The 22,466-nt window shown below is 61.1% G+C and carries 18 protein-coding genes and 3 pseudogenes; 16 read left to right on the top strand and 5 right to left on the bottom strand.

What is annotated here, in order from left to right:
- Positions 1 to 11: 11 nt before the first annotated feature.
- Complete coding sequence (tauD, locus tag NVB75_RS21325) at positions 12 to 848, top strand: taurine dioxygenase (RefSeq protein ID WP_258343178.1); 837 nt, start codon at positions 12 to 14, stop codon at positions 846 to 848.
- Positions 849 to 995: 147 nt separating this feature from the next.
- Here tauD and mgrA read toward each other — a convergent pair whose 3' ends face one another.
- The 4 genes from mgrA to epsC form a co-directional block, all read right to left on the bottom strand.
- Complete coding sequence (mgrA, locus tag NVB75_RS21320) at positions 996 to 2,033, bottom strand: L-glyceraldehyde 3-phosphate reductase (RefSeq protein ID WP_003211877.1); 1,038 nt, start codon at positions 2,031 to 2,033, stop codon at positions 996 to 998.
- Between the two features lie 109 nt (positions 2,034 to 2,142).
- Positions 2,143 to 3,471, bottom strand: coding sequence for an OprD family outer membrane porin (locus tag NVB75_RS21315; RefSeq protein WP_083676749.1), 1,329 nt, complete (start codon positions 3,469 to 3,471; stop codon positions 2,143 to 2,145).
- Between the two features lie 271 nt (positions 3,472 to 3,742).
- Complete coding sequence (gene betT / locus NVB75_RS21310) at positions 3,743 to 5,704, bottom strand: choline transporter BetT (protein ID WP_177025968.1); 1,962 nt, start codon at positions 5,702 to 5,704, stop codon at positions 3,743 to 3,745.
- A 445-nt stretch (positions 5,705 to 6,149) separates the two neighbouring features.
- Positions 6,150 to 7,076 (bottom strand): serine O-acetyltransferase EpsC, encoded by a 927-nt coding sequence (epsC, locus tag NVB75_RS21305; RefSeq protein ID WP_010168915.1) that lies wholly within the window; start codon positions 7,074 to 7,076, stop codon positions 6,150 to 6,152.
- A gap of 166 nt (positions 7,077 to 7,242) precedes the next feature.
- On the opposite strand from epsC, the gene NVB75_RS21300 reads away from it, so the two are divergent.
- The 15 genes and pseudogenes from NVB75_RS21300 to NVB75_RS21230 all read left to right on the top strand — a co-directional run.
- The gene (locus NVB75_RS21300; RefSeq protein ID WP_258343176.1) at positions 7,243 to 8,235 is read left to right on the top strand and encodes a D-cysteine desulfhydrase; all 993 of its coding nucleotides are present in this window, start codon (positions 7,243 to 7,245) and stop codon (positions 8,233 to 8,235) included.
- Positions 8,236 to 8,465: 230 nt separating this feature from the next.
- The gene (gene tcyJ, locus NVB75_RS21295) at positions 8,466 to 9,260 is read left to right on the top strand and encodes a cystine ABC transporter substrate-binding protein (protein WP_003211859.1); all 795 of its coding nucleotides are present in this window, start codon (positions 8,466 to 8,468) and stop codon (positions 9,258 to 9,260) included.
- Complete coding sequence (gene tcyL, locus NVB75_RS21290; RefSeq protein ID WP_063033597.1) at positions 9,260 to 9,925, top strand: cystine ABC transporter permease; 666 nt, start codon at positions 9,260 to 9,262, stop codon at positions 9,923 to 9,925. The genes tcyJ and tcyL overlap by 1 nt, the downstream gene beginning before the upstream one ends.
- Positions 9,926 to 9,928: 3 nt before the next feature.
- The gene (gene tcyN / locus NVB75_RS21285) at positions 9,929 to 10,675 is read left to right on the top strand and encodes an L-cystine ABC transporter ATP-binding protein TcyN (RefSeq protein WP_063033598.1); all 747 of its coding nucleotides are present in this window, start codon (positions 9,929 to 9,931) and stop codon (positions 10,673 to 10,675) included.
- 337 nt (positions 10,676 to 11,012) lie between these two features.
- The gene (locus tag NVB75_RS21280; protein WP_258343173.1) at positions 11,013 to 11,798 is read left to right on the top strand and encodes a hypothetical protein; all 786 of its coding nucleotides are present in this window, start codon (positions 11,013 to 11,015) and stop codon (positions 11,796 to 11,798) included.
- A 183-nt stretch (positions 11,799 to 11,981) separates the two neighbouring features.
- The gene (locus NVB75_RS21275; protein WP_258343172.1) at positions 11,982 to 13,223 is read left to right on the top strand and encodes an SfnB family sulfur acquisition oxidoreductase; all 1,242 of its coding nucleotides are present in this window, start codon (positions 11,982 to 11,984) and stop codon (positions 13,221 to 13,223) included.
- A gap of 23 nt (positions 13,224 to 13,246) precedes the next feature.
- Positions 13,247 to 14,440 (top strand): SfnB family sulfur acquisition oxidoreductase, encoded by a 1,194-nt coding sequence (locus NVB75_RS21270; protein ID WP_258343171.1) that lies wholly within the window; start codon positions 13,247 to 13,249, stop codon positions 14,438 to 14,440.
- Positions 14,440 to 15,792 carry an LLM class flavin-dependent oxidoreductase gene (locus NVB75_RS21265; protein ID WP_258343170.1) on the top strand — a complete coding sequence of 451 codons (1,353 nt, stop codon included), beginning with the start codon at positions 14,440 to 14,442 and terminating at the stop codon, positions 15,790 to 15,792. The genes NVB75_RS21270 and NVB75_RS21265 overlap by 1 nt, the downstream gene beginning before the upstream one ends.
- A gap of 17 nt (positions 15,793 to 15,809) precedes the next feature.
- A pseudogene (locus NVB75_RS21260) lies at positions 15,810 to 15,899 on the top strand (outer membrane lipoprotein carrier protein LolA); the annotation flags it as partial.
- Positions 15,900 to 15,910: 11 nt separating this feature from the next.
- Complete coding sequence (locus NVB75_RS21255; RefSeq protein WP_258343169.1) at positions 15,911 to 16,720, top strand: MetQ/NlpA family ABC transporter substrate-binding protein; 810 nt, start codon at positions 15,911 to 15,913, stop codon at positions 16,718 to 16,720.
- A gap of 2 nt (positions 16,721 to 16,722) precedes the next feature.
- Complete coding sequence (locus NVB75_RS21250; protein ID WP_258343168.1) at positions 16,723 to 17,841, top strand: methionine ABC transporter ATP-binding protein; 1,119 nt, start codon at positions 16,723 to 16,725, stop codon at positions 17,839 to 17,841.
- Positions 17,831 to 18,475: a methionine ABC transporter permease gene (locus NVB75_RS21245; RefSeq protein WP_003211840.1), complete on the top strand. Its 645-nt coding sequence runs from the start codon at positions 17,831 to 17,833 to the stop codon at positions 18,473 to 18,475. The genes NVB75_RS21250 and NVB75_RS21245 overlap by 11 nt, the downstream gene beginning before the upstream one ends.
- Before the next feature lie 39 nt (positions 18,476 to 18,514).
- Positions 18,515 to 19,168 (top strand): bifunctional 2-polyprenyl-6-hydroxyphenol methylase/3-demethylubiquinol 3-O-methyltransferase UbiG, encoded by a 654-nt coding sequence (locus NVB75_RS21240; RefSeq protein WP_258343167.1) that lies wholly within the window; start codon positions 18,515 to 18,517, stop codon positions 19,166 to 19,168.
- Between the two features lie 141 nt (positions 19,169 to 19,309).
- Positions 19,310 to 19,477 (top strand): annotated as a pseudogene (locus NVB75_RS33445) (SAM-dependent methyltransferase); the annotation flags it as partial.
- Positions 19,478 to 19,927: 450 nt separating this feature from the next.
- A pseudogene (locus NVB75_RS21230) lies at positions 19,928 to 20,092 on the top strand (SAM-dependent methyltransferase); the annotation flags it as partial.
- 106 nt (positions 20,093 to 20,198) lie between these two features.
- On the opposite strand, the gene NVB75_RS21225 reads toward NVB75_RS21230, so the two are convergent.
- On the bottom strand, positions 20,199 to 22,370 hold the full coding sequence (locus NVB75_RS21225; RefSeq protein ID WP_258343166.1) for a glycoside hydrolase: 2,172 nt from the start codon (positions 22,368 to 22,370) through the stop codon (positions 20,199 to 20,201).
- Positions 22,371 to 22,466 lie beyond the last annotated feature (96 nt).

Raw genomic sequence — 22,466 nt, 5'->3', positions numbered from 1 at the left:
ACGAGAATCCCATGAGCAGCCTGACCGTAACACCTCTCAGCACCGCCCTTGGCGCCCAGATCAGTGGCGTCGACATCACCCAACCGCTGAACATCGAACAACGCGACGCTATCGAACAGGCGCTGCTCAAACATTCGGTGCTGTTCTTCCGCAACCAGCCGATCAACCCGCAGCAACAGGCACGGTTCGCGGCGCATTTCGGCGACCTGCACATTCACCCGATCTACCCCAACGTGCCGGAACAGCCTGAAGTGCTGATCCTCGACACCGCCGTGACCGATGTGCGCGACAACGCCATCTGGCACACCGACGTGACTTTCCTGCCCACCCCGGCCCTCGGCGCGGTGCTCAGCGCCAAGCTGTTGCCGGAGTTTGGTGGTGATACGTTGTGGGCCAGTGGGATTGCCGCGTATGAGGCGTTGTCCGAGCCGTTCAAGAAGCTGTTGGACGGTTTGACGGCAACCCATGACTTCACCCGCTCCTTCCCGCTGGAGCGTTATGGCAACACGCCGGAAGATTTAGCGCGCTGGGAAGAAGCCCGGCGCAAGAACCCGCCGCTGTCCCATCCGGTGATTCGTACGCATCCGGTGAGCGGGCGTAAATCGTTGTTCGTCAGTGAAGGGTTCACCAGCAAGATCAATGAACTGGAGCCGGCGGAAAGCGAGGCGGTGTTGAAGCTGCTGTTTGCGCACGCGACACGGCCGGAATTCACCATTCGCTGGCGTTGGCAAGAAAATGACGTGGCGTTCTGGGATAACCGCGTGACCCAGCATTACGCGGTGGATGATTACCGGCCGCAACGGCGGGTGATGCATCGGGCGACGATTTTGGGGGATGTGCCGTTCTAGCAGGCACACCACAAATCAAATGTGGGAGCGGGCTTGCTCGCGAAGGCGGTGGATCAGTCAACATATCCAGCGACTGACACTCCGCTTTCGCGAGCAAGCCCGCTCCCACATTGGGTAGGGGTTGATGCAGAAATCAGGCTCTACTGCTTATTCAGCCGTCGACGGCTTTTCCCACAAGTTAATCCCGCCTTCCTGGGCAAACCGGTCAATCTCCGCCAGCTCTTGCGCGCTGAAGCTCAAATTCTGCAACGCCCCGACGTTTTCAATGATCTGCTCCGGCCGGCTTGCACCGATCAGGGCACTGGTGACCCGTGGATCACGCAACGTCCACGCCAGCGCCATCTGCGCCAGGCTCTGGCCGCGACGCTTGGCAATTTCATTCAGCGCGCGGGCGTGGGCGATGTTGGCCTCGGACAAATGCTTGGCCTGCAACGAACCACCACCCGGGCGATTCACCCGCGCATCCGCCGGTACGCCGTTGAGGTATTTGTCGGTCAACAGACCCTGGGCCAATGGCGTAAAGGCAATCACCCCGGCACCCAGTTCTTCGGTGACGTCCAGCAGGTCTTTTTCCACCCAGCGATTGAGCAGGTTGTAGGCCGGCTGATGGATCAGCAGCGGAACCTTCCACTCTTGCAGCAGCGCGGCAATCTCCCGGGTCTTCACGCCGGAATAGGACGAAATCCCGATGTACAACGCCTTGCCCTGTTGCACAGCAGTGGCCAGTGCGCTGGCAGTTTCTTCCAGTGGGGTGTCGGCATCAAAACGGTGGGAGTAGAAGATGTCCACGTAGTCGACGCCCAGGCGTTGCAGGCTCTGGTCGAGGCTCGCCAGTACATACTTGCGCGAACCGCCGCCCTGGCCGTAAGGGCCTGGCCACATGTCCCAACCCGCCTTGCTGGAGATGATCAGTTCATCGCGGTAATGCTTGAAATCTTCCCGCAGCAAACGGCCGAAGTTGATCTCGGCGCTGCCGTACGGGGGGCCGTAGTTGTTGGCCAGGTCGAAGTGGTTGATACCCAGGTCGAACGCCGTGCGCAGGAGGGCACGCTGGGTGTCGATCGGGGTGCTGTCGCCAAAGTTGTGCCACAGCCCCAGGGACAGTGCCGGCAGCACCAGTCCGCTGCGACCTACGCGGCGATAAGGAATAGATTCATAGCGGTTTTCGGCAGCAATGTAAGTCATCGAATCCTCTCTTGGACTTGGGGCAAATAAGGCACGGGAATAAGCATATTCCCGGGCCTTTTAAGCAGCTGAATCGCTTAAGTCTGCCTTTCCCTTTTACAGCAAAGTCCTACCAGAGTGGAACGACATAGCTCACATACAGACGGTTTTCATCTTGCACGGTGGCGCCCGTAATATCCGGGCTGGCGTGGGCATTTCGCCACGTCACGCCGAGGCCTTTGAGGGTGCCGGTGGGCACTTGGTAAGCCACTGTGACGTTACGTTCCCATTCACTGGTAGTGCCCTGGGTGGTGCGGATGTCATCACCGTGTGCGTAGGACGTGGCGAACGTCAGGCCATTGAGGCCGAGCTTGCCGAAGTCATATTTGTACTGCGCCAGCCAGGTGCGCTCGCCGGCATGCTGGAACTTGTTCAATTGCATGTTGGTGAGTGCCGGGGTGTCGGCGCCCGAGCCCGGGCCCTGGTTGCTGGCACCGCTGTTCAGGCCGGAATCCAGGTACGGGAAGTCGCTGTCGCCGCTGTTTTTCTGGATGCCCAGGCCGACGGTATGGCCGTCCAGGCTGTAGCTTTCCAACAGGCTGACGGTGGACTGGTTGATGCGCCCCTTGGAGGTGCCGTCGCCATAAAGACCGGCTGCGGAATAGTCCTTGTCGCCATCGGCGTTTGCCCCCACACCCAGGCTGCGGTACAGGCGCACGTCGGTGTCGATTGCGCCCACAGGCAAGGCGTCATGGCGCTTGGCACCGAGGAAGAACTGCTGGTAGTAATCCTCGAGGTTGGAGTACCACAGGCTGACGGTGGTGTCCGGCAACCCCTTGTAGTCCGCGCCGCCGTAGAGGAAGCGATCACTCTCTTTGGTGCCGCCGGCGGTGATCATGCCCTGGTCGCCGGTTTCGTTGCGGATCTTGGTCTTGAGGATGTCACCGGCGGTAAAGGTGAAGTCGGTCAAGTCCTTGGAAACCAACTGCACGCCCGTGTTGGTCTGCTGGTACAAGCGACCATCGGTGTTGGCCAGTACCGGGTTGTTGCCGTAGAGCGTGCCGACGCGCAATTCATCCTGGGCGAAGCGCATCTTGAAGGTCGGGCTGAGCACGCCGAACTGGTCGGCGGACTTGCCGTCATCCAGCGGGAACATGCTGCCGGGGTAACGGCCCTGGTGATCCTTGTCATTGAGGTCGCCACCGGAATCCAGTTTCAAGCCGTAGAACGCCTGCAAGTCCAAGCCAAAGCCCACTGGGCCATCGGTGTAGCCGGACTTGAAGTTGAACTCAAAACCCTGGCCCCAATCACGGATGCTATGGGCCTTGTTATTGCTGTTCACCACATCGCGCCCCTGCTGATTGAGGTAGCGGTTGAGCAGGGTCACGTCGGCGTGGCTGTCATCGATAAAATCGGCGTGGGCGGACAGCATAAAGCTCGCCATGGCGGCACCTACCATGGGGCTCAATAACGTCTTCATTGGTACCGGTCTCCGTCACTGTTCTGAAATGAAAGCGTCAAACGCTTCACACAATTAGGCGATGGCCATGTGACAGTTCGGAGTCAAAACACCCTTTACCCGGATGAAATTAAATTTAAGGAACCCTTCAAACACGGGGCTTTGCGGGCGCTGGCGAGCGCTTCAGCGCGCCAAGGGTGGAGGGGTATGGAGGCGAGACGAGGAGCAAAAAAAAGGCCCTGTTCGAGGTATTGAACAGGGCCTTTTTCGTTTAGCGAACCAGGTGCAGGAACTGCATATGCCGTTCGTACTGGTCGAGGATGTCGTTGATGATCTGCTCTTTGGTGTAGCCCACCAGGTCGTAGTCCTGGCTGCCCTCACTCAAGTGCACTTCCGCCCGGTAGTAGCGGCGGTTGTTGAGCTGCTTGGAACCCATGCCGCCCCGTGCGAATGACGGGGTGAAATAGCCGCGCATCTGCACCTGGTACACGAACGGATGCTGTTCGCCGTGGCCGATTTCCAGGCTGACGCTGTCGTTGGACGGGTCAGGCTGGGTGACGACGTTGAGGCCTTTTTCGACAAACACCGCCGTCACTTCTTCGATGGCCGGACGCACCGTGGTCTCGAGGAAACGGTACACCTCATCCCGTGACGGGAAATGCACCGCCTGGCTCAAACGCTGGCGCCAACCGCCCGTGCCTTTGCGTGAGCCCGACACAGGTGCGAGGGAATGCATCTGCGCAATCTGCTTCTGGGATTCGAGGTAGAACGCCTTGTGCAGCCCCCACATCATCAGCAGCAAGATCATCGAGAACGGTAGCGAGGTCAGCACCACGGCCGACTTGAGCGAGTCGATGCTACCGGCAAACAACAGCGCGCTGGTCACCAACGCGGTCATCGCGCCCCAGAACACCCGCAGCCACTTCGGCCCGTCTTCATCGGCGTTGCCGCCTTTGGCCGACAAGGTCGAGAGCACCACGGTGCCGGAGTCGGCCGAAGTGACGAAGAACACGAAGCTGATAAACACCGTGACGGCGATCACCGTCTTGCTCCACGGGTAGGTTTCCAGCAGCAGGTAGAGGCTCATCGACGGATCATCGATGGCCGACTGACCGAGCGCCGTGAGGCCGTGGTTGAGCACCTGGTCGATGGCGCTGTTGCCGAAGATCGACATCCACGCCAGGGTGAAGCCCAACGGGATCAACAGCACGCCGAACACGAACTCACGGATGGTGCGGCCGCGGGAAATACGCGCGATAAACAGGCCCACGAACGGCGACCATGCGATCCACCAGGCCCAATAGAACACGGTCCAGCCGCCCAGCCAGTCGCTGGGTTTGTCGTAGGCGTAGAGGTCGAAACTCTTGGTCGGCAAAGCGCCGAGGTAGTCGCCGATGTTCTGGATCAGGGTGTTGAGCAAGTGCTGGGTGGGCCCCGCAAACAACACGAACAGCAGCAGCGCACAGGCCAGCAGCATGTTGATGTCAGACATCACCCGCACGCCCTTGTCGACGCCCGAGACGGCGACAAGAATTGCTGCGCCCATCATCAAAGTGATGAGGCCGACCTGGATCCACTGGGTGTGGGCCACGCCGAACAGGTAATCCAGCCCGGAGTTGAGGTGCAACACGCCAAAGCCCATGTCGGCGCCAAGGCCGAACACCGTGGCGATGATGCCGAAGCCGTCCACGGCATAACCGATGGGGCCGTTGATGCGCTTGCCGATCAGCGGGTACAGCGCCGAACGCAACGCCAGCGGCAGGTTATGCCGGTAGGCGAAATACGCCAGGGCCATGCCGACGAAGGCGAACACACCCCAGCCATGCAGGCCCCAGTGCAGAAACAGGATCTGCATGGCCTGGCGCGCCGCGTCACCGTTCAGCGCCTCGCCCTGGGGCGGTTGCACCAGGTGAGTCAACGGTTCGGAAACGCAAAAGAAAAACAGCGTGATGCTGATCCCGGCGGCGAACAGCATGCCCGCCCAGGACAGGTAACTGAATTCGGGCTCGTCGTGGTCGGCACCGAGTTTGATCTTGCCGTAGCCCGATAACGCGGTGACCACCACGAAGACCAGATACAGGGTCATCGCCAGCATGTAGTACCAGCCGACCGTATTGGCCGCCCAGTTTTGGGCGGCCAGCAGCCAGGCGCCGGCTTGTTCGGGAATCGCGATGACAGTCAGGCCGAACAGCAGGATGAAGCTCGCGGCGAAGTAAAACACCGGCGGGTTCATGCGGACCAGACCGCTTGAAGGTATGGACGATGCACTCATGAAGGGTGCACCTCAAGGGTGTGGGATGTGGCTGTAAAAAACGGACTCAGCAAAGGTAAGCCTCCTGTTGTGAGCGGGCAGCGAACCACCGATTTAACTTGAACGAACAGTCAAGTTAAACATGGATAGGGGTTTGAGGACTAATCGCAGGGCCGAGTGGTAGGTATTTCCTACACTAGCTCAAGGAAAGGTATGACGTATGGGGATGACGAAACGTTCAGCGATGGCTGAGGGAAATACGGCTCGAATTTGGGTAATGGCGGCTCGAATTTGGAATGCAGACACATGTGGGAGCGGGCTTGCTCGCGAATGCGGCGTGTCAGCCAGCACTTCTGGCGACTGATACACCGCATTCGCGAGCAAGCCCGCTCCCACATTTGAGCTGTGTGATCTTGAGAGAGGGGTTTTACTTCTGCGTCCCGTCATCATGCTGCAGATTCGCCTGGGTCAGGTTCGCTCCCGCCGGCACGCTCCGCGTCAGCCACACGTTGCCGCCAATGGTCGAACCCTTGCCAATCGTGATCCGCCCCAGAATCGTCGCCCCGGCGTAGATCACCACATCATCCTCGACAATCGGATGCCGCGGATGGCCCTTCTGCAATTGCCCGTCTTCATCCGCCGGGAAACGCTTGGCGCCCAAGGTCACGGCCTGATAGATACGCACCCGTTCGCCGATGATCGCCGTCTCGCCAATCACCACACCTGTCCCGTGGTCGATGAAGAAGCTCGGGCCAATCTGCGCGCCCGGGTGAATATCAATCCCGGTTGCCGAGTGCGCGATTTCCGCACTGATCCGCGCCAGCAATGGCAAGCCCGCCCGGTACAAGTGATGCGCCAGGCGATGGTGAATCACCGCCAGAATCCCCGGGTAGCACAACAGCACTTCATCCACGCTGCGGGCCGCCGGATCGCCGTGGTAGGCGGCAAGTACGTCGGTGTCCAACAGGCTGCGCAAGGCTGGCAATGCCAGGGCGAAATCCTGGATCAGGTGGATGGCATGGGCGTCGACCTCACTGTCATCCTGGCCGCCTTGGCGTGCGGCATACCGCAGCTCCAGCCGCGCCTGGGCGAGCAACGCGTTCAGCGCCACATCCAGGGTATGGCCGACGTAGAAGTCTTCACTTTCTTCACGCAGGTCCACCGGCCCCAAACGCATAGGGAACAGCGCACCGCACAACGCCTCGAGAATCTGCGCCACGGCTTCCCGTGAAGGCAGCTCGCGCCCACCCTGCTCGCCGCTGACCCGGCCATTGCGGGTACGCCACTGGTCCCGGGCGCTGCGCAGCTGGCTGACGATGGTCTGTAATTGCCAATGACTGGAACGCTCACTCACGGTCTTCACTCCTGACGAAATGCCCACCACTTTACGGCAAGGCACCTGAGCGTCCTTAAGAACCAATAGTGCAATGCTAATAACCCACAGACATAAGCGATTGGCGGTTGCCCCCTGAAAAGTGCCTGCCTATAGTCGGTGCATCTCTGACCACCCGTGCGTAGCCATGATCAAACAACAGCTCGACCGCTTTAACCGTCTGGAACTGCTGGGCGGCGCTACCGCCCTGGAAAAACTCGAGCGGCTGTCGGCCTGGCTGGGGCGTGACGTCTACGTCAAACGCGACGACACCACACCATTGGCGATGGGCGGCAACAAGCTGCGCAAACTCGAATACCTCGCCGCCGATGCGCTCGCCCAAGGTGCCGACACCCTGGTGACCGCCGGCGCGATCCAGTCCAACCATGTACGTCAAACCGCCGCACTGGCCGCCAAGCTGGGCCTGGGCTGCGTCGCCCTGCTGGAAAACCCGACAGGCACCGAAGACCCCAACTACCTGGCCAACGGCAATCGCCTGTTGCTGGAACTGTTCGACGCCAAGGTCGAGCTGGTAGAGAACCTGGACAACGTCGACGACCAGCTCAACGCCCTCGCCGACCGCCTGCGCAGTAACGGCAAGAAGCCGTACCTGGTGCCCATCGGCGGCTCCAACGCCCTCGGCGCCCTGGGTTATGTGCGCGCCGGGCTGGAGCTGGCCGGGCAGATTGAAGCCAGCGGCATCCCGTTCTCCACCGTGGTCCTGGCCTCCGGCAGCGCCGGCACCCACAGCGGGCTGGCACTGGCACTGGCCGAAGTACTGCCGGACCTGCAAGTGATTGGCGTCACGGTGTCCCGCACCGACGAAGCCCAGCGCCCCAAGGTGCAAGGCCTGGCCGAACGCACCGCCGAATTGCTCGGTGTGCCGCTGCCGGACGCTTTCAAGGTGATCCTGTGGGACGAGTACTTCGCCCCCCGTTATGGCGAACCGAGTGCCGGCACGCTGGCGGCGATCAAGCTGGTGGCCAGCCAGGAAGGCTTGCTGCTGGACCCGGTCTACACGGGCAAAGCCATGGCCGGGTTGCTGGATGGCATTGGCCGCCAGCGCTTTGAAGAGGGGCCGATCATCTTCCTGCACACCGGTGGCGCACCGGCATTGTTCGCTTATGATTCGAGCTTTTGATATTCCATAAAGAAATATCAGTCTGATTTTATATTATTTTCAAGTCTTAAAAACCGGCTTTATAGTCGCGCCGTAGGCGAATCTGCTGGCGATGCCCACAACTCGGTAAAAACTTCACCACCGAGTTGATGCATTCGCGAGCAAGCCCGCTCCCACACACCGCGCTTTTAAGGCAGGATACGACTACCGCGTCACCTGCATCGCTCAACATAAAAACACAGGGGCTCTTCATGACTATTTCCGTATTCCGTCGCACGTTACTGGTTGGTACGTTGGGGCTGGCGCTTGGCGCCGGGTGGCTCGGTCAGGCGGTTGCCGGCGAGCAGTTGGATAACATCAAGAAAGCCGGCGAAATCAAGATTGGCCTGGAAGGCACCTACCCACCGTTCAGCTTCGTCGATGAAAGCGGCAAGCTCAGCGGTTTCGAGGTCGAGTTGTCCGAAGCGCTGGCCAAGAAGCTCGGCGTCAAGGTCAAGCTGCAAGCCACGCCGTGGGATGGCATCCTCGCCGCCCTGGAATCCAAGCGCCTGGACGCAGTCGTCAACCAGGTGACCATCTCCGACGCGCGCAAGGAAAAGTACGACTTCTCCAAGCCGTATACCGTCTCCGGTATCCAGGCGCTGACCCTGGCGAAAAACGTCGACACCATCAAGACCGCCGACGACCTGGCCGGCAAGAAGATCGGTGTGGGCCTGGGTACCAACTACGAACAATGGCTCAAGGAAAACCAACCGAAAGCCATCGTCAAAACCTATAACGATGACCCAACCAAGTTCCAGGACCTGCGCATCGGCCGTGTCGACGCCATCCTGATCGACCGCCTGGCGGCGCTGGAATACGCCAAGAAAGCCAAGGACACTGCCGCTGCAGGTGCTGCTTTCTCCCGTCAGGAAGCCGGTATTGCCCTGCGCAAAGGCGAGCCTGAACTGCTGGCCGCCGTGAACAAGGCCCTCGACGAACTGCGCGCCGACGGTACCTTGAAGAAGCTGTCCGAGAAGTACTTCAACGCTGACGTTACTCAATAATGGAAGCAGGTTTCCAACTCGCGCTGGACTCCGCGCCCTTTCTGCTCAAGGGCGCGTATTACACGGTCATTCTTAGCCTTGGCGGGATGTTTTTCGGCTTGCTGCTGGGCTTCGGCCTGGCCTTGATGCGCCTGTCGCGCTTCAAGCTGTTGAGCTGGACCGCCCGCGTCTACGTGTCGTTCTTTCGCGGCACGCCCTTGCTGGTACAGCTGTTCCTGATCTACTACGGCTTGCCGCAAGTGGGCATCGAGCTGGATCCTATCCCGGCCGCCATGATCGGCTTCTCGCTGAACATGGCCGCTTATGCCTGCGAAATCCTGCGTGCCGCCATCGGTTCCATCGAGCGCGGCCAGTGGGAAGCTGCGGCCAGTATCGGCATGACCCGTGCGCAGACCCTGCGCCGGGCCATCCTGCCGCAGGCCATGCGCACGGCCTTGCCGCCGTTGGGCAACAGCTTTATTTCCCTGGTCAAGGACACCGCCCTGGCTGCCACCATCCAGGTGCCGGAACTGTTCCGCCAGGCGCAGTTGGTCTCGGCCCGCACCTTCGAAATTTTCACCATGTATCTGTCCGCCGCCTTGATCTACTGGATTCTTGCCAGCGTTCTGGCGCACGTGCAAAACCGCCTGGAAGCACGAGTCAACCGGCATGACCTGGAGTCTTGAAGCATGATCGTGGTTGAAAAACTGACCAAACAATTCAAGGGGCAGGTGGTGCTTAACGGGATCGACCTTGAGGTCAAGGAAGGCGAAGTCGTCGCCATCATCGGCCCCAGCGGTTCCGGCAAGACCACCTTCCTGCGCTGCCTGAATTTCCTCGAAGAACCCACCAGTGGCCGGATCAAGGTCGGTGACATCGAGATCGACAGCAGCCGCCCGCTCAATCAACAACAAAGCCTGGTGCGGCGCCTGCGCCAGCACGTGGGCTTTGTGTTCCAGAACTTCAACCTGTTCCCCCACCGCACGGCCCTGGAGAACGTCATCGAAGGCCCGATCGTGGTCAAGAAGATGCCCCGGGCCGCCGCGGATGCCCTCGGCCGCAAGCTATTGGCCAGGGTCGGCCTGGCGGGCAAGGAAGACGCCTACCCACGGCGCCTGTCCGGCGGGCAGCAGCAACGGGTAGCCATTGCCCGGGCCTTGGCGATGGAACCCGAGGTGATCCTGTTCGATGAACCCACCTCGGCCCTGGACCCGGAGCTGGTAGGCGAAGTGCTGGCGACCATTCGCAGCCTCGCGGAAGAAAACCGCACCATGGTCATCGTGACCCACGAGATGAGTTTTGCCAGGGATGTTGCCAATCGCGTGATCTTCTTCGACAAGGGTGTAATTGTTGAACAAGGCGATGCAAAGGCACTGTTTGCCAACCCGAAAGAAGAACGTACCCGGCAGTTTCTGAGCAAGTTTATCAACAACTAACTTGCGCCTATAAAGTGTAAGAATCTTCGCTTAATAGAGTTGCCGAAAGGCAACTCTCTCCTTTAGCGTTTTTTGGGAAGTGCCCTTTATTCATTGGGTAAAAGTCACCTTGAAACACTCACTTCAAGTGCCCCTCCAGTAAGACCTTTCTGAATATTCCATAACCCCCTGTTTGCCCCGCCCCGCCTCTTGACGCCAACTAACCAAGCCTCTTATCTAGAACCCAGATAATTGGATCCATTCCGGTTTTTCATTAAGTCGTTCCTTTCGGACTACGCCGCCTGCCCGCGCTTAATGTCCGGAGCGATGGCTGCTGGCTGCATCAAGGAGATTATTTATGAAGCGTATTTCCACCCAGGCGCTGCTCACTGCCCCGACCTTGCCCCAGGCCAATCGAGAAGGCATCAATGCCCTCGCCGCGACAAACCTGCAAGTCGATATCGCGCCTTACTGCGGCATGGATGAAGGCGACCTGATCGAGTTGTTCTGGAACAACTGCTTTGCCGCCTCCCGGCGTGTCACCGCCGGCAAAATCGGCATGCCCACCCGCCTGCGGGTGCCGGAAAGCTTTGTGCAAAATGGCCCGGCGCGGATTCATTACCGGGTCATGCAAGTCGGACGCGACTCGGCGCACTCAGCCATCACCCGGGTGCAGATCAAGACTGATTACCCCGGCGGCCTGCCCTGTGCACTGAGCATTGACGAAAACCAGAACCTGGCCGCCGTCAGCCTGCCCGAAACCATCCGCCGCCATGGCCTCAACAGCAGCCAGATTCGCCGAGGCGTGCCCCTCACCATCGAGCCGTACCTGAACATGGCGACCGACGACGAGATCACGCTGCGCTGGGGTGACGTCCGCCTGGACCTGCCAAAAATCCAGGCCGGCGATGTCGGTAAGGCGGTGCAGGTGTGGGTGCCGTCGACGATCATCGTCGAGGCCGGGGATGACCATCGCCTCGAAGTGACCTACTGCATTCGCGACCGGGTCGGCAATAATTCACGCTGGGCGCCAGCCCGCGCCCTGCGCATCGCCACGCACGTTCCCAAGGCTCCGACCAGCCCCGCCAAGCCTGTGCTGGTCTACCAACCCCGCCGCCCCGGTTCGCCCTGTGAGCCGGGGTGACAGACCTTCTATGCATATTCCTAAAAGTTAGTTTATTTAAAAATTTAACACGCTTAGGGTATATGCACCGGACCACCGGACATTCCTGATTTTTTATCTTTTCAACGGATGTGAGGTAGGTATGGTCAAAATTACCCCGGTGCGTAACGCCAGGGCATTACGTGCAGCCAAGGAGCGGCGCTGATGTCTAACTTGGCACAAACACCCCCCCAGAGTGATCTGGACGTCGCCCCGCTGTTGTTGCCCGCCAAGGTGCTGCGCAACGACGCCGAGGCCCTGAGCGCGGCTCATGAGCTGGCACAGGCTGCGCGCCTGCAAGCGGCCAGGCGCGATCAGCAACGCAAACTGCCTTGGGCTGAACTCGAACACTTCACCCGCAGTGGCCTGGGCAGTATTTCCATTCCCCGTGAGTACGGCGGCCCGCAAGTGTCCTTTGTGACCCTGGCCGAGGTGTTCGCGATCATCAGCGCGGCCGACCCGGCGCTGGGGCAAATCCCGCAGAACCATTTCGGCATCCTGCACGTGCTGCAAGGTGCGGCCAGCGAACGCCAGAAAAAGCAGCTGTTCCAGAGCGTGCTGGACGGCTGGCGCATCGGCAACGGCGGCCCGGAACGCGGCACCAAAAACACCCTGGACCTCAAGTCACGCATCACCGCCGAGGGTGACGGCTACGTCATCAGTGGCCAGAAGTTCTACTCCACTGGCGCGCTGTTCGCCCATTGGGTGGCGGTCAAGGCGTTGAACGATGAAGGCAAAGTCGTCATGGCGTTCGTGCGCCGTGGCACCGAAGGCCTGCGTATCGTCGATGACTGGTCAGGCTTTGGCCAACGCACCACGGCCAGCGGCACGGTGCTGCTCGATCAGGTGGCGGTGGACGCCGAACTGGTGGTGGAGACGTGGCGCCTCGGCGAAACGCCGGGGATCCAGGGCGCCGTTTCGCAATTGATCCAGGCGGCCATCGACGCCGGCATCGCCCGTGGTGCGCTGGACGACACCATCAGCTTCGTACGCGAACGCTCGCGGCCATGGATCGACGCCAAGGTCGAGCGGGCCAGCGATGACCTGTATGTGATCGCCGATATCGGCAAGCTGAAGATCGAACTGCACGCCGCTGAAGCGCTGTTGCGCAAGGCCGGCCAGGTACTGGATCAAGTCAGTGCCGCACCGATCACCGCGCAGTCTGCCGCACGCGCCTCGATTGCCGTGGCCGAAGCCAAGGTGCTGACCACCGAGATTTCCTTGCTTGCCAGCGAAAAGCTGTTCGAACTGGCCGGCAGCCGCGCGACCCTCGCCGAATTCAACCTCGACCGTCACTGGCGCAACGCCCGGGTACACACCCTGCACGACCCGGTGCGCTGGAAATATCACGCGGTGGGCGCCTATCACCTGAACGGCGCTTTGCCTGCCCGGCATTCCTGGATTTAACGACCAGACCTCTGGAGAAACCTATGACTCTTTCTCATCACGTCGCGGTTATTACCAGCGATGAACAAGCCCTTATTGTCGCCAGCGACCTGGCCGAAGACTTCCGCCGCGACAGCGCCTTGCGTGACCGCGAACGCCGCTTGCCCCTGCCTGAACTGGACGTGTTTTCCCGCTCCGGCCTGTGGGGCATCAGCGTACCCAAGGAATTCGGCGGTGCCGGTGTTTCCAACGTGACCCTGGCCAAGGTCACGGCACTGATTGCCCAGGCGGATGCATCCTTGGGGCAGATCCCGCAAAACCACTTTTATGCCCTCGAAGTACTGCGGGTAAATGGCAGCCCGGCGCAGCAAAAACGCCTGTACGCCGAAGTCCTCGCCGGCCAGCGCTTCGGCAATGCCCTGGCAGAATTGGGCACCAAGACCGCCCACGACCGCGTCACGAAAATCACCCGCGACGGTGACGGTTTCCGTATCACCGGTCGCAAGTTCTACTCGACCGGCGCGATCTACGCCCAACGTATTCCCACGTCTGTGGTGGACGAAAACGGCGTGCAGCAACTGGCCTTTGTCACCCGTGACAGTGAGGGCCTGACTGTGATCGACGACTGGAGCGGCTTCGGCCAGCGCACCACCGGCAGCGGTTCGGTGGTGTTCGATAACGTGTGGGTCGCGGCCCAGGACGTGATTCCGTTCCAGAGCGCCTTCGAACGCCCGACCACCGTCGGCCCGCTGGCGCAGATCCTTCACGCCGCCATCGACACCGGCATCGCCCGTGCGGCCTATGAAGATGCGCTGCACTTCGTGCGCACCAAGACCCGGCCATGGATCGACGCCACCAGCGACAAGGCCACCGAAGACCCGCTGACCCTGAAAAGCTTCGGCCACTTGAGCATCCGCCTGCACGCCACAGAAGCCCTGCTGGAGCGCTCCGGTGAATTCCTCGACCGTGCCCAGGCTGACAGCAATGCCGACACCGTCGCGGCCGCATCCATCGCCGTCGCTGAAGTGCGCGCCCTCAGCACCGAGATTTCCCTGGCCGCCGGCAGCACCCTGTTCGAACTCGCGGGCAGCCAGGCCACCCTCGCCGAACACGGTCTGGACCGCCACTGGCGCAACGCTCGGGTGCACACCCTGCACGACCCGGTGCGCTGGAAGTACTTTGCTGTGGGCAATTACTACCTCAACGATGAAAACCCGCCACTGCGGGGGACTATCTGATGGCCAAGAAAAAGATCCTGCTCAATGCCTTCAACATGAACTGCATCGGGCACATCAACCATGGCCTGTGGACCCATCCACGGGACACTTCGACTCAATACAAGACCCTCGAATACTGGACCGAACTGGCACAGCTACTGGAGCGCGGACTGTTCGACGGGCTGTTCATCGCCGACATCGTCGGCGTGTACGACGTCTACCAGAACTCGGTGGATGTGCCGCTCAAAGAGTCGATCCAGCTGCCGGTCAACGACCCGTTGCTGCTGGTCTCGGCCATGGCGGCGGTGACCAAAAACCTCGGCTTCGGCCTGACCGCCAACCTCACTTACGAACCGCCGTATCTGTTCGCCCGGCGCATGTCGACCCTCGACCACCTGAGCCGTGGCCGGGTGGGCTGGAACATCGTCACCGGCTATCTGGACAGTGCCGCCAAGGCCATGGGCCTGACCGAGCAGGTCGAGCATGACCGGCGCTACGACCAGGCCGACGAATACCTGGAAGTGCTCTACAAGCTTTGGGAAGGCAGTTGGGAAAACGACGCGGTGATCAACGATCCGCAGGCGCGGGTGTATGCCCAGCCGGAGAAGGTGCACAAGGTCGAGCACAAGGGCGAGTTCTATCAGGTGGAGGGTTATCACCTGTGCGAGCCGTCGCCGCAACGCACACCGGTGCTGTTCCAGGCGGGCAGTTCGGACCGTGGTTTGCTGTTCGCCGGGCGTCATGCCGAGTGCGTATTCATCAGCGGGCAGAACAAGGCCTCGACCAAAATCCAGGTGGACAAGGTGCGCGCCAGCGCCGTGGAAGCCGGGCGTAACCCGGAGGACATCAAGGTGTTCATGGGGCTGAACGTGATTGTCGGCGCCACCGAAGAAGCCGCATGGGCCAAGCACGCCGAGTACCTGAGCTACGCCAGTGCGGAAGCTGGCGTGGCGCATTTCTCGGCGTCCACCGCGATTGATTTTTCCCAGTACGAAATCGATGAACCGATCCAGTACGTGAAGAGCAACGCCATTCAGTCCGCGACCAAAAACCTGCAAAACAACGACTGGACCCGGCGCAAATTACTGGAGCAACACGCCCTCGGCGGCCGCTACATCACCCTGGTGGGCTCGCCGGCACAGGTGGCGGATGAACTTGAATCATGGATCAGCGAAACCGGCCTGGATGGCTTCAACCTGACGCGCATCGTCACCCCGGAAAGCTACGTCGACTTTATCGAACTGGTGGTGCCGGAGTTGCAGCGCCGGGGCTCGTACAAGACCGCGTATGACACCGGGACGCTGCGGGAAAAAGTGTTCCACCACTCAGCGCACCTGCCCGAACAACACACCGGTTCCACCTACCGCCACTGAACCCTGTAGGAGCGAGCTTGCTCGCGAAAATCGTCAACGATAACGCGGGGCACCTGACACCCCGCGGCGCCCTCAGGTTTTTCGCGAGCAAGCTCGCTCCTACAATTGGAAATCCACGATGAAAAAAACATTGCTCAGCCACCCAGTCAAAGCACTGGCCCTCGCCCTCGGACTCTTCAGCTCGGCGGTATTCGCCGCTGACGCTCCCTTGAAAGTTGGCACCACCGCCGCCTTCGCAATCCCCCTGGAAGCCGCCGTAGAAGAGGCCGGAAAACAGGGTTTGAAAGTCGAACTGGTGGAGTTCACCGACTGGATCGCACCCAACGTCAGCCTGGCAGCGGGCGATATCGACGTGAACTACTTCCAGCACATCCCGTTCCTGGAAAACGCCAAAGCCGCCGCCGGGTTTGACCTGGTGCCGTTCGCCCCGGGGATCATCAACAACGTCGGGCTGTATTCGAAGAAGTACAAAAGCATCAACGACCTGCCCCAAGGCGCCAGCGTGGCGATTGCCAACGACCCGATCAACAGCGGTCGCGGCCTGCAACTGCTGGCCAAGGCCGGCTTGATCACGCTCAAGCCGGGCGTGGGCTACAAGGCCACTGAAGAAGACATCGTCACCAACCCGAAGAAGATCAAGATCCTGCAAGTGGAAGCCGTGCAACTGGTGCGCGCCTATGACGACGCCGACCTGGTGCAGGGCTACCCGGCGTATATCCGCCTGTCCAAGACCTTCGATGCCGAGTCGGCGCTGCTGTTCGACGGCCTCGACCACCCGGAATACGTGATCCAGTTCGTGATCCAGCCCAAGAGCAAAACCGACCCGCGTGTGATCAAGTTCGTCGACATCTACCAGCACTCGCCGGTGGTGCGCGCCGCCCTGGATAAATCCCTTGGCAAGCTCTACCAAGTCGGCTGGGAAGGCTGAACATGAGCGCCGCCACAGCACAACGACGCGAGACGCAACCACCGCACCTGGACGCGCAGCAGACCGAGCTGCATCTGGCGCTGAACCATGCCCATGTGCGATTCATCAACCTCGGCAAGACCTACGACGGCCAGGTCGTGCCCGCCCTGCAAGGCATCGACCTGGCGATCCAGCGCGGCGAAGTCTTCGGCATCATCGGCCGCAGCGGCGCCGGCAAGTCGTCGCTGATCCGCACCATCAACCGCCTGGAACAACCGAGCAGCGGCCGGGTGTTGATTGACCAGGTCGACATCGGTGACTTCGACGAAGACCGCCTGGTAGCCCTGCGTCGACGCATCGGCATGATCTTCCAGCACTTCAACCTGATGTCGGCCAAGACCGTGTGGCAGAACGTCGAATTGCCGCTGAAAGTCGCGGGTGTGCCCAAGGAGCAGCGCGAGAAGAAGGTGCGCGAGCTGCTGGAATTAGTGGGTTTGCAGGACAAGCACAAGGCCTACCCGGCGCAGCTTTCCGGCGGGCAGAAGCAGCGAGTGGGTATCGCCCGTTCGCTGGTGCATGACCCGCAGATTCTGTTGTGCGATGAAGCCACCTCGGCGCTCGACCCGGAGACCACCCAATCCATCCTCGGCCTGCTGCGGGAGATCAACAAACGCCTGGGCCTGACCATCGTGTTGATCACCCACGAAATGGCCGTGATTCGCGAAATCTGCGACCGCGTCGTGGTGCTGGAACACGGCCACGTGGTCGAGCAAGGCCCGGTGTGGGAAGTGTTTGGCAACCCGCAGCACGACGTCAGCAAAACCCTGCTGGCTCCGCTGCAACACGGCTTGCCTGAAGAGTTGCAGAGCCGCTTGCAGGCCAACCCGGCATCCAAGGACGCTGCCGTGGTGCTGCGCTTGCAACTGACCGGCAGTGCCGAAGACGAACCGGACCTGGCGGCACTGTTCAGCGCCCTCGGCGGGCGCGTGCGCTTGCTGCAAGGCGGTGTGGAACGCATTCAGGGCCATGCGTTGGGGCAATTGCTGCTGGCGGTGAACGGCTCGGCCCTTACCGCCGAAGAACTGCGCGCCCGCGCCGGGCGCTGGGCACAACAGGTGGAGGTGCTGGGCTATGTGGTTTGATCGTTTATTGCAGGGCGCCATCGACACGCTGTTGATGGTCGGTGTGTCATCGCTGATCGCGCTGCTGGTGGGGATTCCGCTGGCGGTGTTCCTGGTGACCAGCGACAAGGGCGGCATCTATCAGGCGCCCGCGTTGAACCGGGTGCTGGGGGCGTTCGTTAACCTGTTCCGCTCGATTCCGTTCCTGATTCTGATGGTGGCGCTGATCCCGTTCACCCGGCTGATCGTCGGCACCACCTATGGCGTGTGGGCGGCGGTGGTGCCGTTGACCATCGCGGCGACGCCGTTCTTTGCGCGGATCGCCGAAGTCAGCTTGCGCGAAGTCGATCACGGCTTGATCGAGGCGGCGCAAGCCATGGGTTGCCGGCGCTGGCATATCGTCTGGCACGTGCTGCTGCCGGAGGCGCTGCCGGGAATTGTTGGTGGGTTCACGATTACCCTGGTGACGATGATCAACTCCTCGGCCATGGCCGGGGCGATTGGCGCCGGTGGGCTGGGCGATATTGCCTACCGCTATGGTTATCAGCGCTTTGACACCCAGATCATGCTGACGGTGATTGTGCTGCTGGTGATCCTGGTGGCGGTGATTCAGTTGGGCGGCGATCGGTTGGCCAGGGTTCTGAACAAGAGGTGAGGTATAGTCGGGCCCTCTCAGCGCCCGGTATTGCCCGCCATGAAACTCGCCCCCGACGACCTCGACCAGATCACCTCCACCACCCTCGGCCACTACAACAAGGTGGCCGAGGATTTTCGAGAAGGCACCCGTGATCACGATGTGAGCCAGAACATTGATGCGTTGTTGCGGCATATCCAGGGCGACGCGCCGTTTACCGTACTGGATTTCGGCTGCGGGCCGGGGCGGGATTTGCAGACGTTTACCCGCATGGGCCACATCGCCGTGGGGCTCGATGGTTCGGAGCGTTTCGCGCAGATGGCCCGGGAAGACAGCGGCTGTGAAGTGCTGCAACAGGACTTCCTGAAGCTGGATTTGCCGGCCGGCCGTTTCGACGGGATCTTCGCCAATGCGGTGCTGTTTCATATTCCCAAGCAGGAGCTGCCGCGCATTCTCGGGCAATTGCATGGGGCGCTGAAGATCGGTGGTGTGTTGTTCAGCTCAAACCCTCGGGGTGAAAACCAAGAGGGTTGGAACGGGCCGCGGTATGGCTCGTATCACGACCTGCAGGCCTGGCAAGAGTTGCTGACGGCGGCGGGGTTTGTGGAGTTGGAGCATTACTACCGACCTGCCGGGCTGCCTCGGGAACAGCAGCCGTGGCTGGCGAGCGTATGGCGCAAAACCTGCCCCCCCGTAGCAGCTGTCGAGCCTTAGCGAGGCTGCGTCAGGCGCGCCTCGGTCCCAAGCCCGACTCAAACTCAGCAGCGCGGCCAACGCAGCCTCGCTAAGGCTCGACAGCTGCTACGGAATAAATCGTCGGTGATTCGCCGGAAATTAATACCGTCAGTCTGTTAGCCGCAGCAGGAATTGCCGCGCATTCTTGGGCAGTCGCATGGAGCGTTGAAGGTCGGTGGGGTTTTGTTCAGCTCAAACCCTCGGGGTGAAAACCAGGAGGGCTGGAACGGGCCGCACTATGGCTCGTATCACGACTCGCAGCCGTGGCTGGCGAGTGTGTGGCGCAAAACCAGCCCCCCCCGTAGCAGCTGTCGAGCCCTGGCGAGGCTGCGTCAGGCGCGCCTCGGTCCCGAGCCTGACGCAAACTCGGCAGCGCGGCCAACGCAGCCTCGCTAAAGCTCGACAGCTGCTACGGAATAAATCGTCGGTGATTCGTCGGAAATTAATACCGTGGGCTGTTAGCCGCAGCAGGAGTTGCCGCGCATGCTTGGGCAGTGGAGCGGGCCGCGCTATGGCTCGTATCACGACTCGCAGCCGTGGCTGGCGAGTGTGTGGCGCAAAACCAGCCCCCCCCCCGTAGCAGCTGTCGAGCACTGGCGAGGCTGCGTCAGGCGCGCCTCGGTCCCGAGCCTGACGCAAACTCGGCAGCGCGGCCAACGCAGCCTCGCTAAAGCTCGACAGCTGCTACGGAATAAATCGTCGGTGATTCGTCGGAAATTAATACCGTCAGGCTGTTAGCCGCAGCAGGAATTTCTTGGGCAGTTGCATGGGGCGTTGAAGGTCGATGGGGTGTTGTTCAGCTCAAACCCTCGGGGTGAAAACCAGGAGGGTTGGAACGGGCCGCGGTATGGCTCGTATCACGACTTGCAGCCGTGGCTGGCGAGCGTGTGGCGCAAGCTGTAGGTCTTTGTTGTTTGGGCTTACGCCTTCGCGAGCAAGCCCGCTCCCACATTTTGGAATGCATTTCCCTGTGGGAGCGGGCTTGCTCGCGAAGGACTCACAGCCGCCACTAATCCAGCTGATACACCACAGCCTGGGCGCCAGGCACAAAAGCCGTAATACGCCCCTCAGCAAAATTCGCCACCAACCGCGTCCCATCGGCAAAGGTGGTCTGCTGCACCTGCTTATCTTCCGTCAGCCAACGAAAATCCGTCATCGCCTGAGTCGCCAACCGCTCATGCAGCGGCCGAAAGAACGCGTCCTGGCGCTGAATCATCGGCAAGCGCTGCTTCACCGTCGCCGCACTCAGGTGATACAGCGGCGGCACGTTGTAGAGCAGTTGCGTCAGCTCGTTCTCGGCCCGCACGTTGCTCAGTTTCAGGCTGTCGAACAGCCAATGGTGGGTGGTGATCACCGAGCCGTGGAACACCGACTGATACAGCGGCAGGCGCATCGTCGGGTCAAAATAGACCGTGCGAAACGGCTCTTTCAACGGCACCGACTTGAAGAACACCGCCGGCTGTTCCGGCGGGTACCAGGCCCCGACGTAATACGGCGACTGCTTGTCCTGGGTCATCTCCCGATCACCCCAGCCCAGCACCGGCGTTTGCATACCGTGGGCAAACAGGATGCCTCGGGCGGTGATCGCGTTGCCGTCCTCGGAACCTGCCGGCAACTTCAGCGCGGTATTGATCCAGCGGGCCGCGTCGATATTGCCTTCGGCATTTTGGGCCTGGGTCATGCTCGCGCCCGTGCGGTAGCTGTCGAACAACATGCTGGTGGCATAGGCGTCGAGGAACCAGGCGTTGAACCCGGACTTGGCCTGCACCGCCTTGATCCGCGCCTCCAGCAATGGCCGCACGCAGCGCGGGTCGGTGTAGTGGCCGGACTTCTGGAAGCCGGTCTTCAACTGGCCGCCCTTCAACACGATTGCGCACTCGCCATAGGCCTTGCTGCCCAGGTGCGCGGTGGTCCAGTCGGGGTTTTCAGTGGCAGACAGTGCCGTTTCATAAGAGTCGTAGGGCGCCATCAGGTAACCGGCGTCGACCCCGGCCTTCACCGCTTCAGGATGCCAGAGCCCACCTTCCCAGCCCTCCCCCTGGGTCACCAAGAGACGTTTGAGGCCGGCGCCCTTCAATGCATTGGTGACCGACAACGTATTGCCCCAGGTCTCGGGCGTTGTGCTCAAGGCACCGGCAAAGGCCACGGCCAACTCACGACGCAGCGCACCATAGCCATCAGCGAGTTGGGTCATATTCGGTTCGGTGGAGGGCTGCCAGCCCTGCCGGGCCTTTGTGTTGATCGCCGCGTTCAGGCCGCGCAGCAGGACTGCCTGCTCATACGGTTGCTTGACCTGTCGAACCTGCGCAGCCTCTTTGTCCAGCAAGCCATTCAACTCCGCCGCCAAGCCTTTGCCACTGCGCAGCAGTTTGAGCAACTGCGGCCAGTCCCGCACATCACCCAAGCTCAGCAGGTCATTGCCCCACAGGTAGATATGGCTGGCGCCCAGCAGCTTTTCCGCTTCAGGGGTTTGCCGCAACTTGTCCGCCAACGGTTCAAACAGCCCCTGCTCCACCAGCCACTGGTGATAACGCTTGGCGCCGGCCAGCGGGTCGCTTTCGCCCAGGTGCAACAGCACGGTCATCGGCGCCGCTGGGTCCAGCGTGGTGAATTCGTGGAAGGCGGACAACGCCAGTCCTTTGCCGTCGGCCTGCCAGTGCAAACGGTTGTTGTAAGGATTGGTCATCAGCCAGTTGAGGGTGAACGCGCCGTGGTCCACACCCCACAGCGGCAAGCTGAGGTCCTGGGTGGTGTTGACGTCGCCCTGTTCCAGCAGGAAGTCCTGCCACACACCATTGCCCGCCGGTACGTAATGCCCCTCGGCCAGGGGCCAGATCAGGCCCTTGCCCATGGCGCTGGCGGGTTGCCGCAGGATCGCCAACTCACCGGCATCACGGGCGGTAATCGTCAGGGCAAGATCCCGTTGATCGAGGGTGGCGCTCAGGCGATAGGCGCCATCGTCCCATTGCCAACTGGCCTGACGGGCGCTTTGGGAGAGCTGGTTGACCCTGTGCGCAGGGACTCCGCTTGAAGCCTGCACGGCGGTCTTGTCACTGGGAGTGACGTGGATCGCAAGGGTCGCCGGGTCGAGCTCAACCCGCCACAGGGCGTTCTCCAGCACCGTGCCGGCAAGGGCCACGGGCGACAGCAACAAGCTACAAACCAGCAGGAAACAACGCATGGGGCAGGCCTTGGAAAAGGATCAGGCCCGGAGGGTAAAACAATCGACCGGGCGCCAAGGGCAAAAAAATGTTTCAGGGAACATTCCCACGTCCGT

The sequence above is a fragment of the Pseudomonas sp. CBS genome, from assembly GCF_024734645.1.
Lineage (GTDB): Bacteria > Pseudomonadota > Gammaproteobacteria > Pseudomonadales > Pseudomonadaceae > Aquipseudomonas.
The sequence above is the reverse complement of the archived record's forward strand: the minus strand, read 5'-3'. Positions and strand labels throughout refer to the sequence as shown.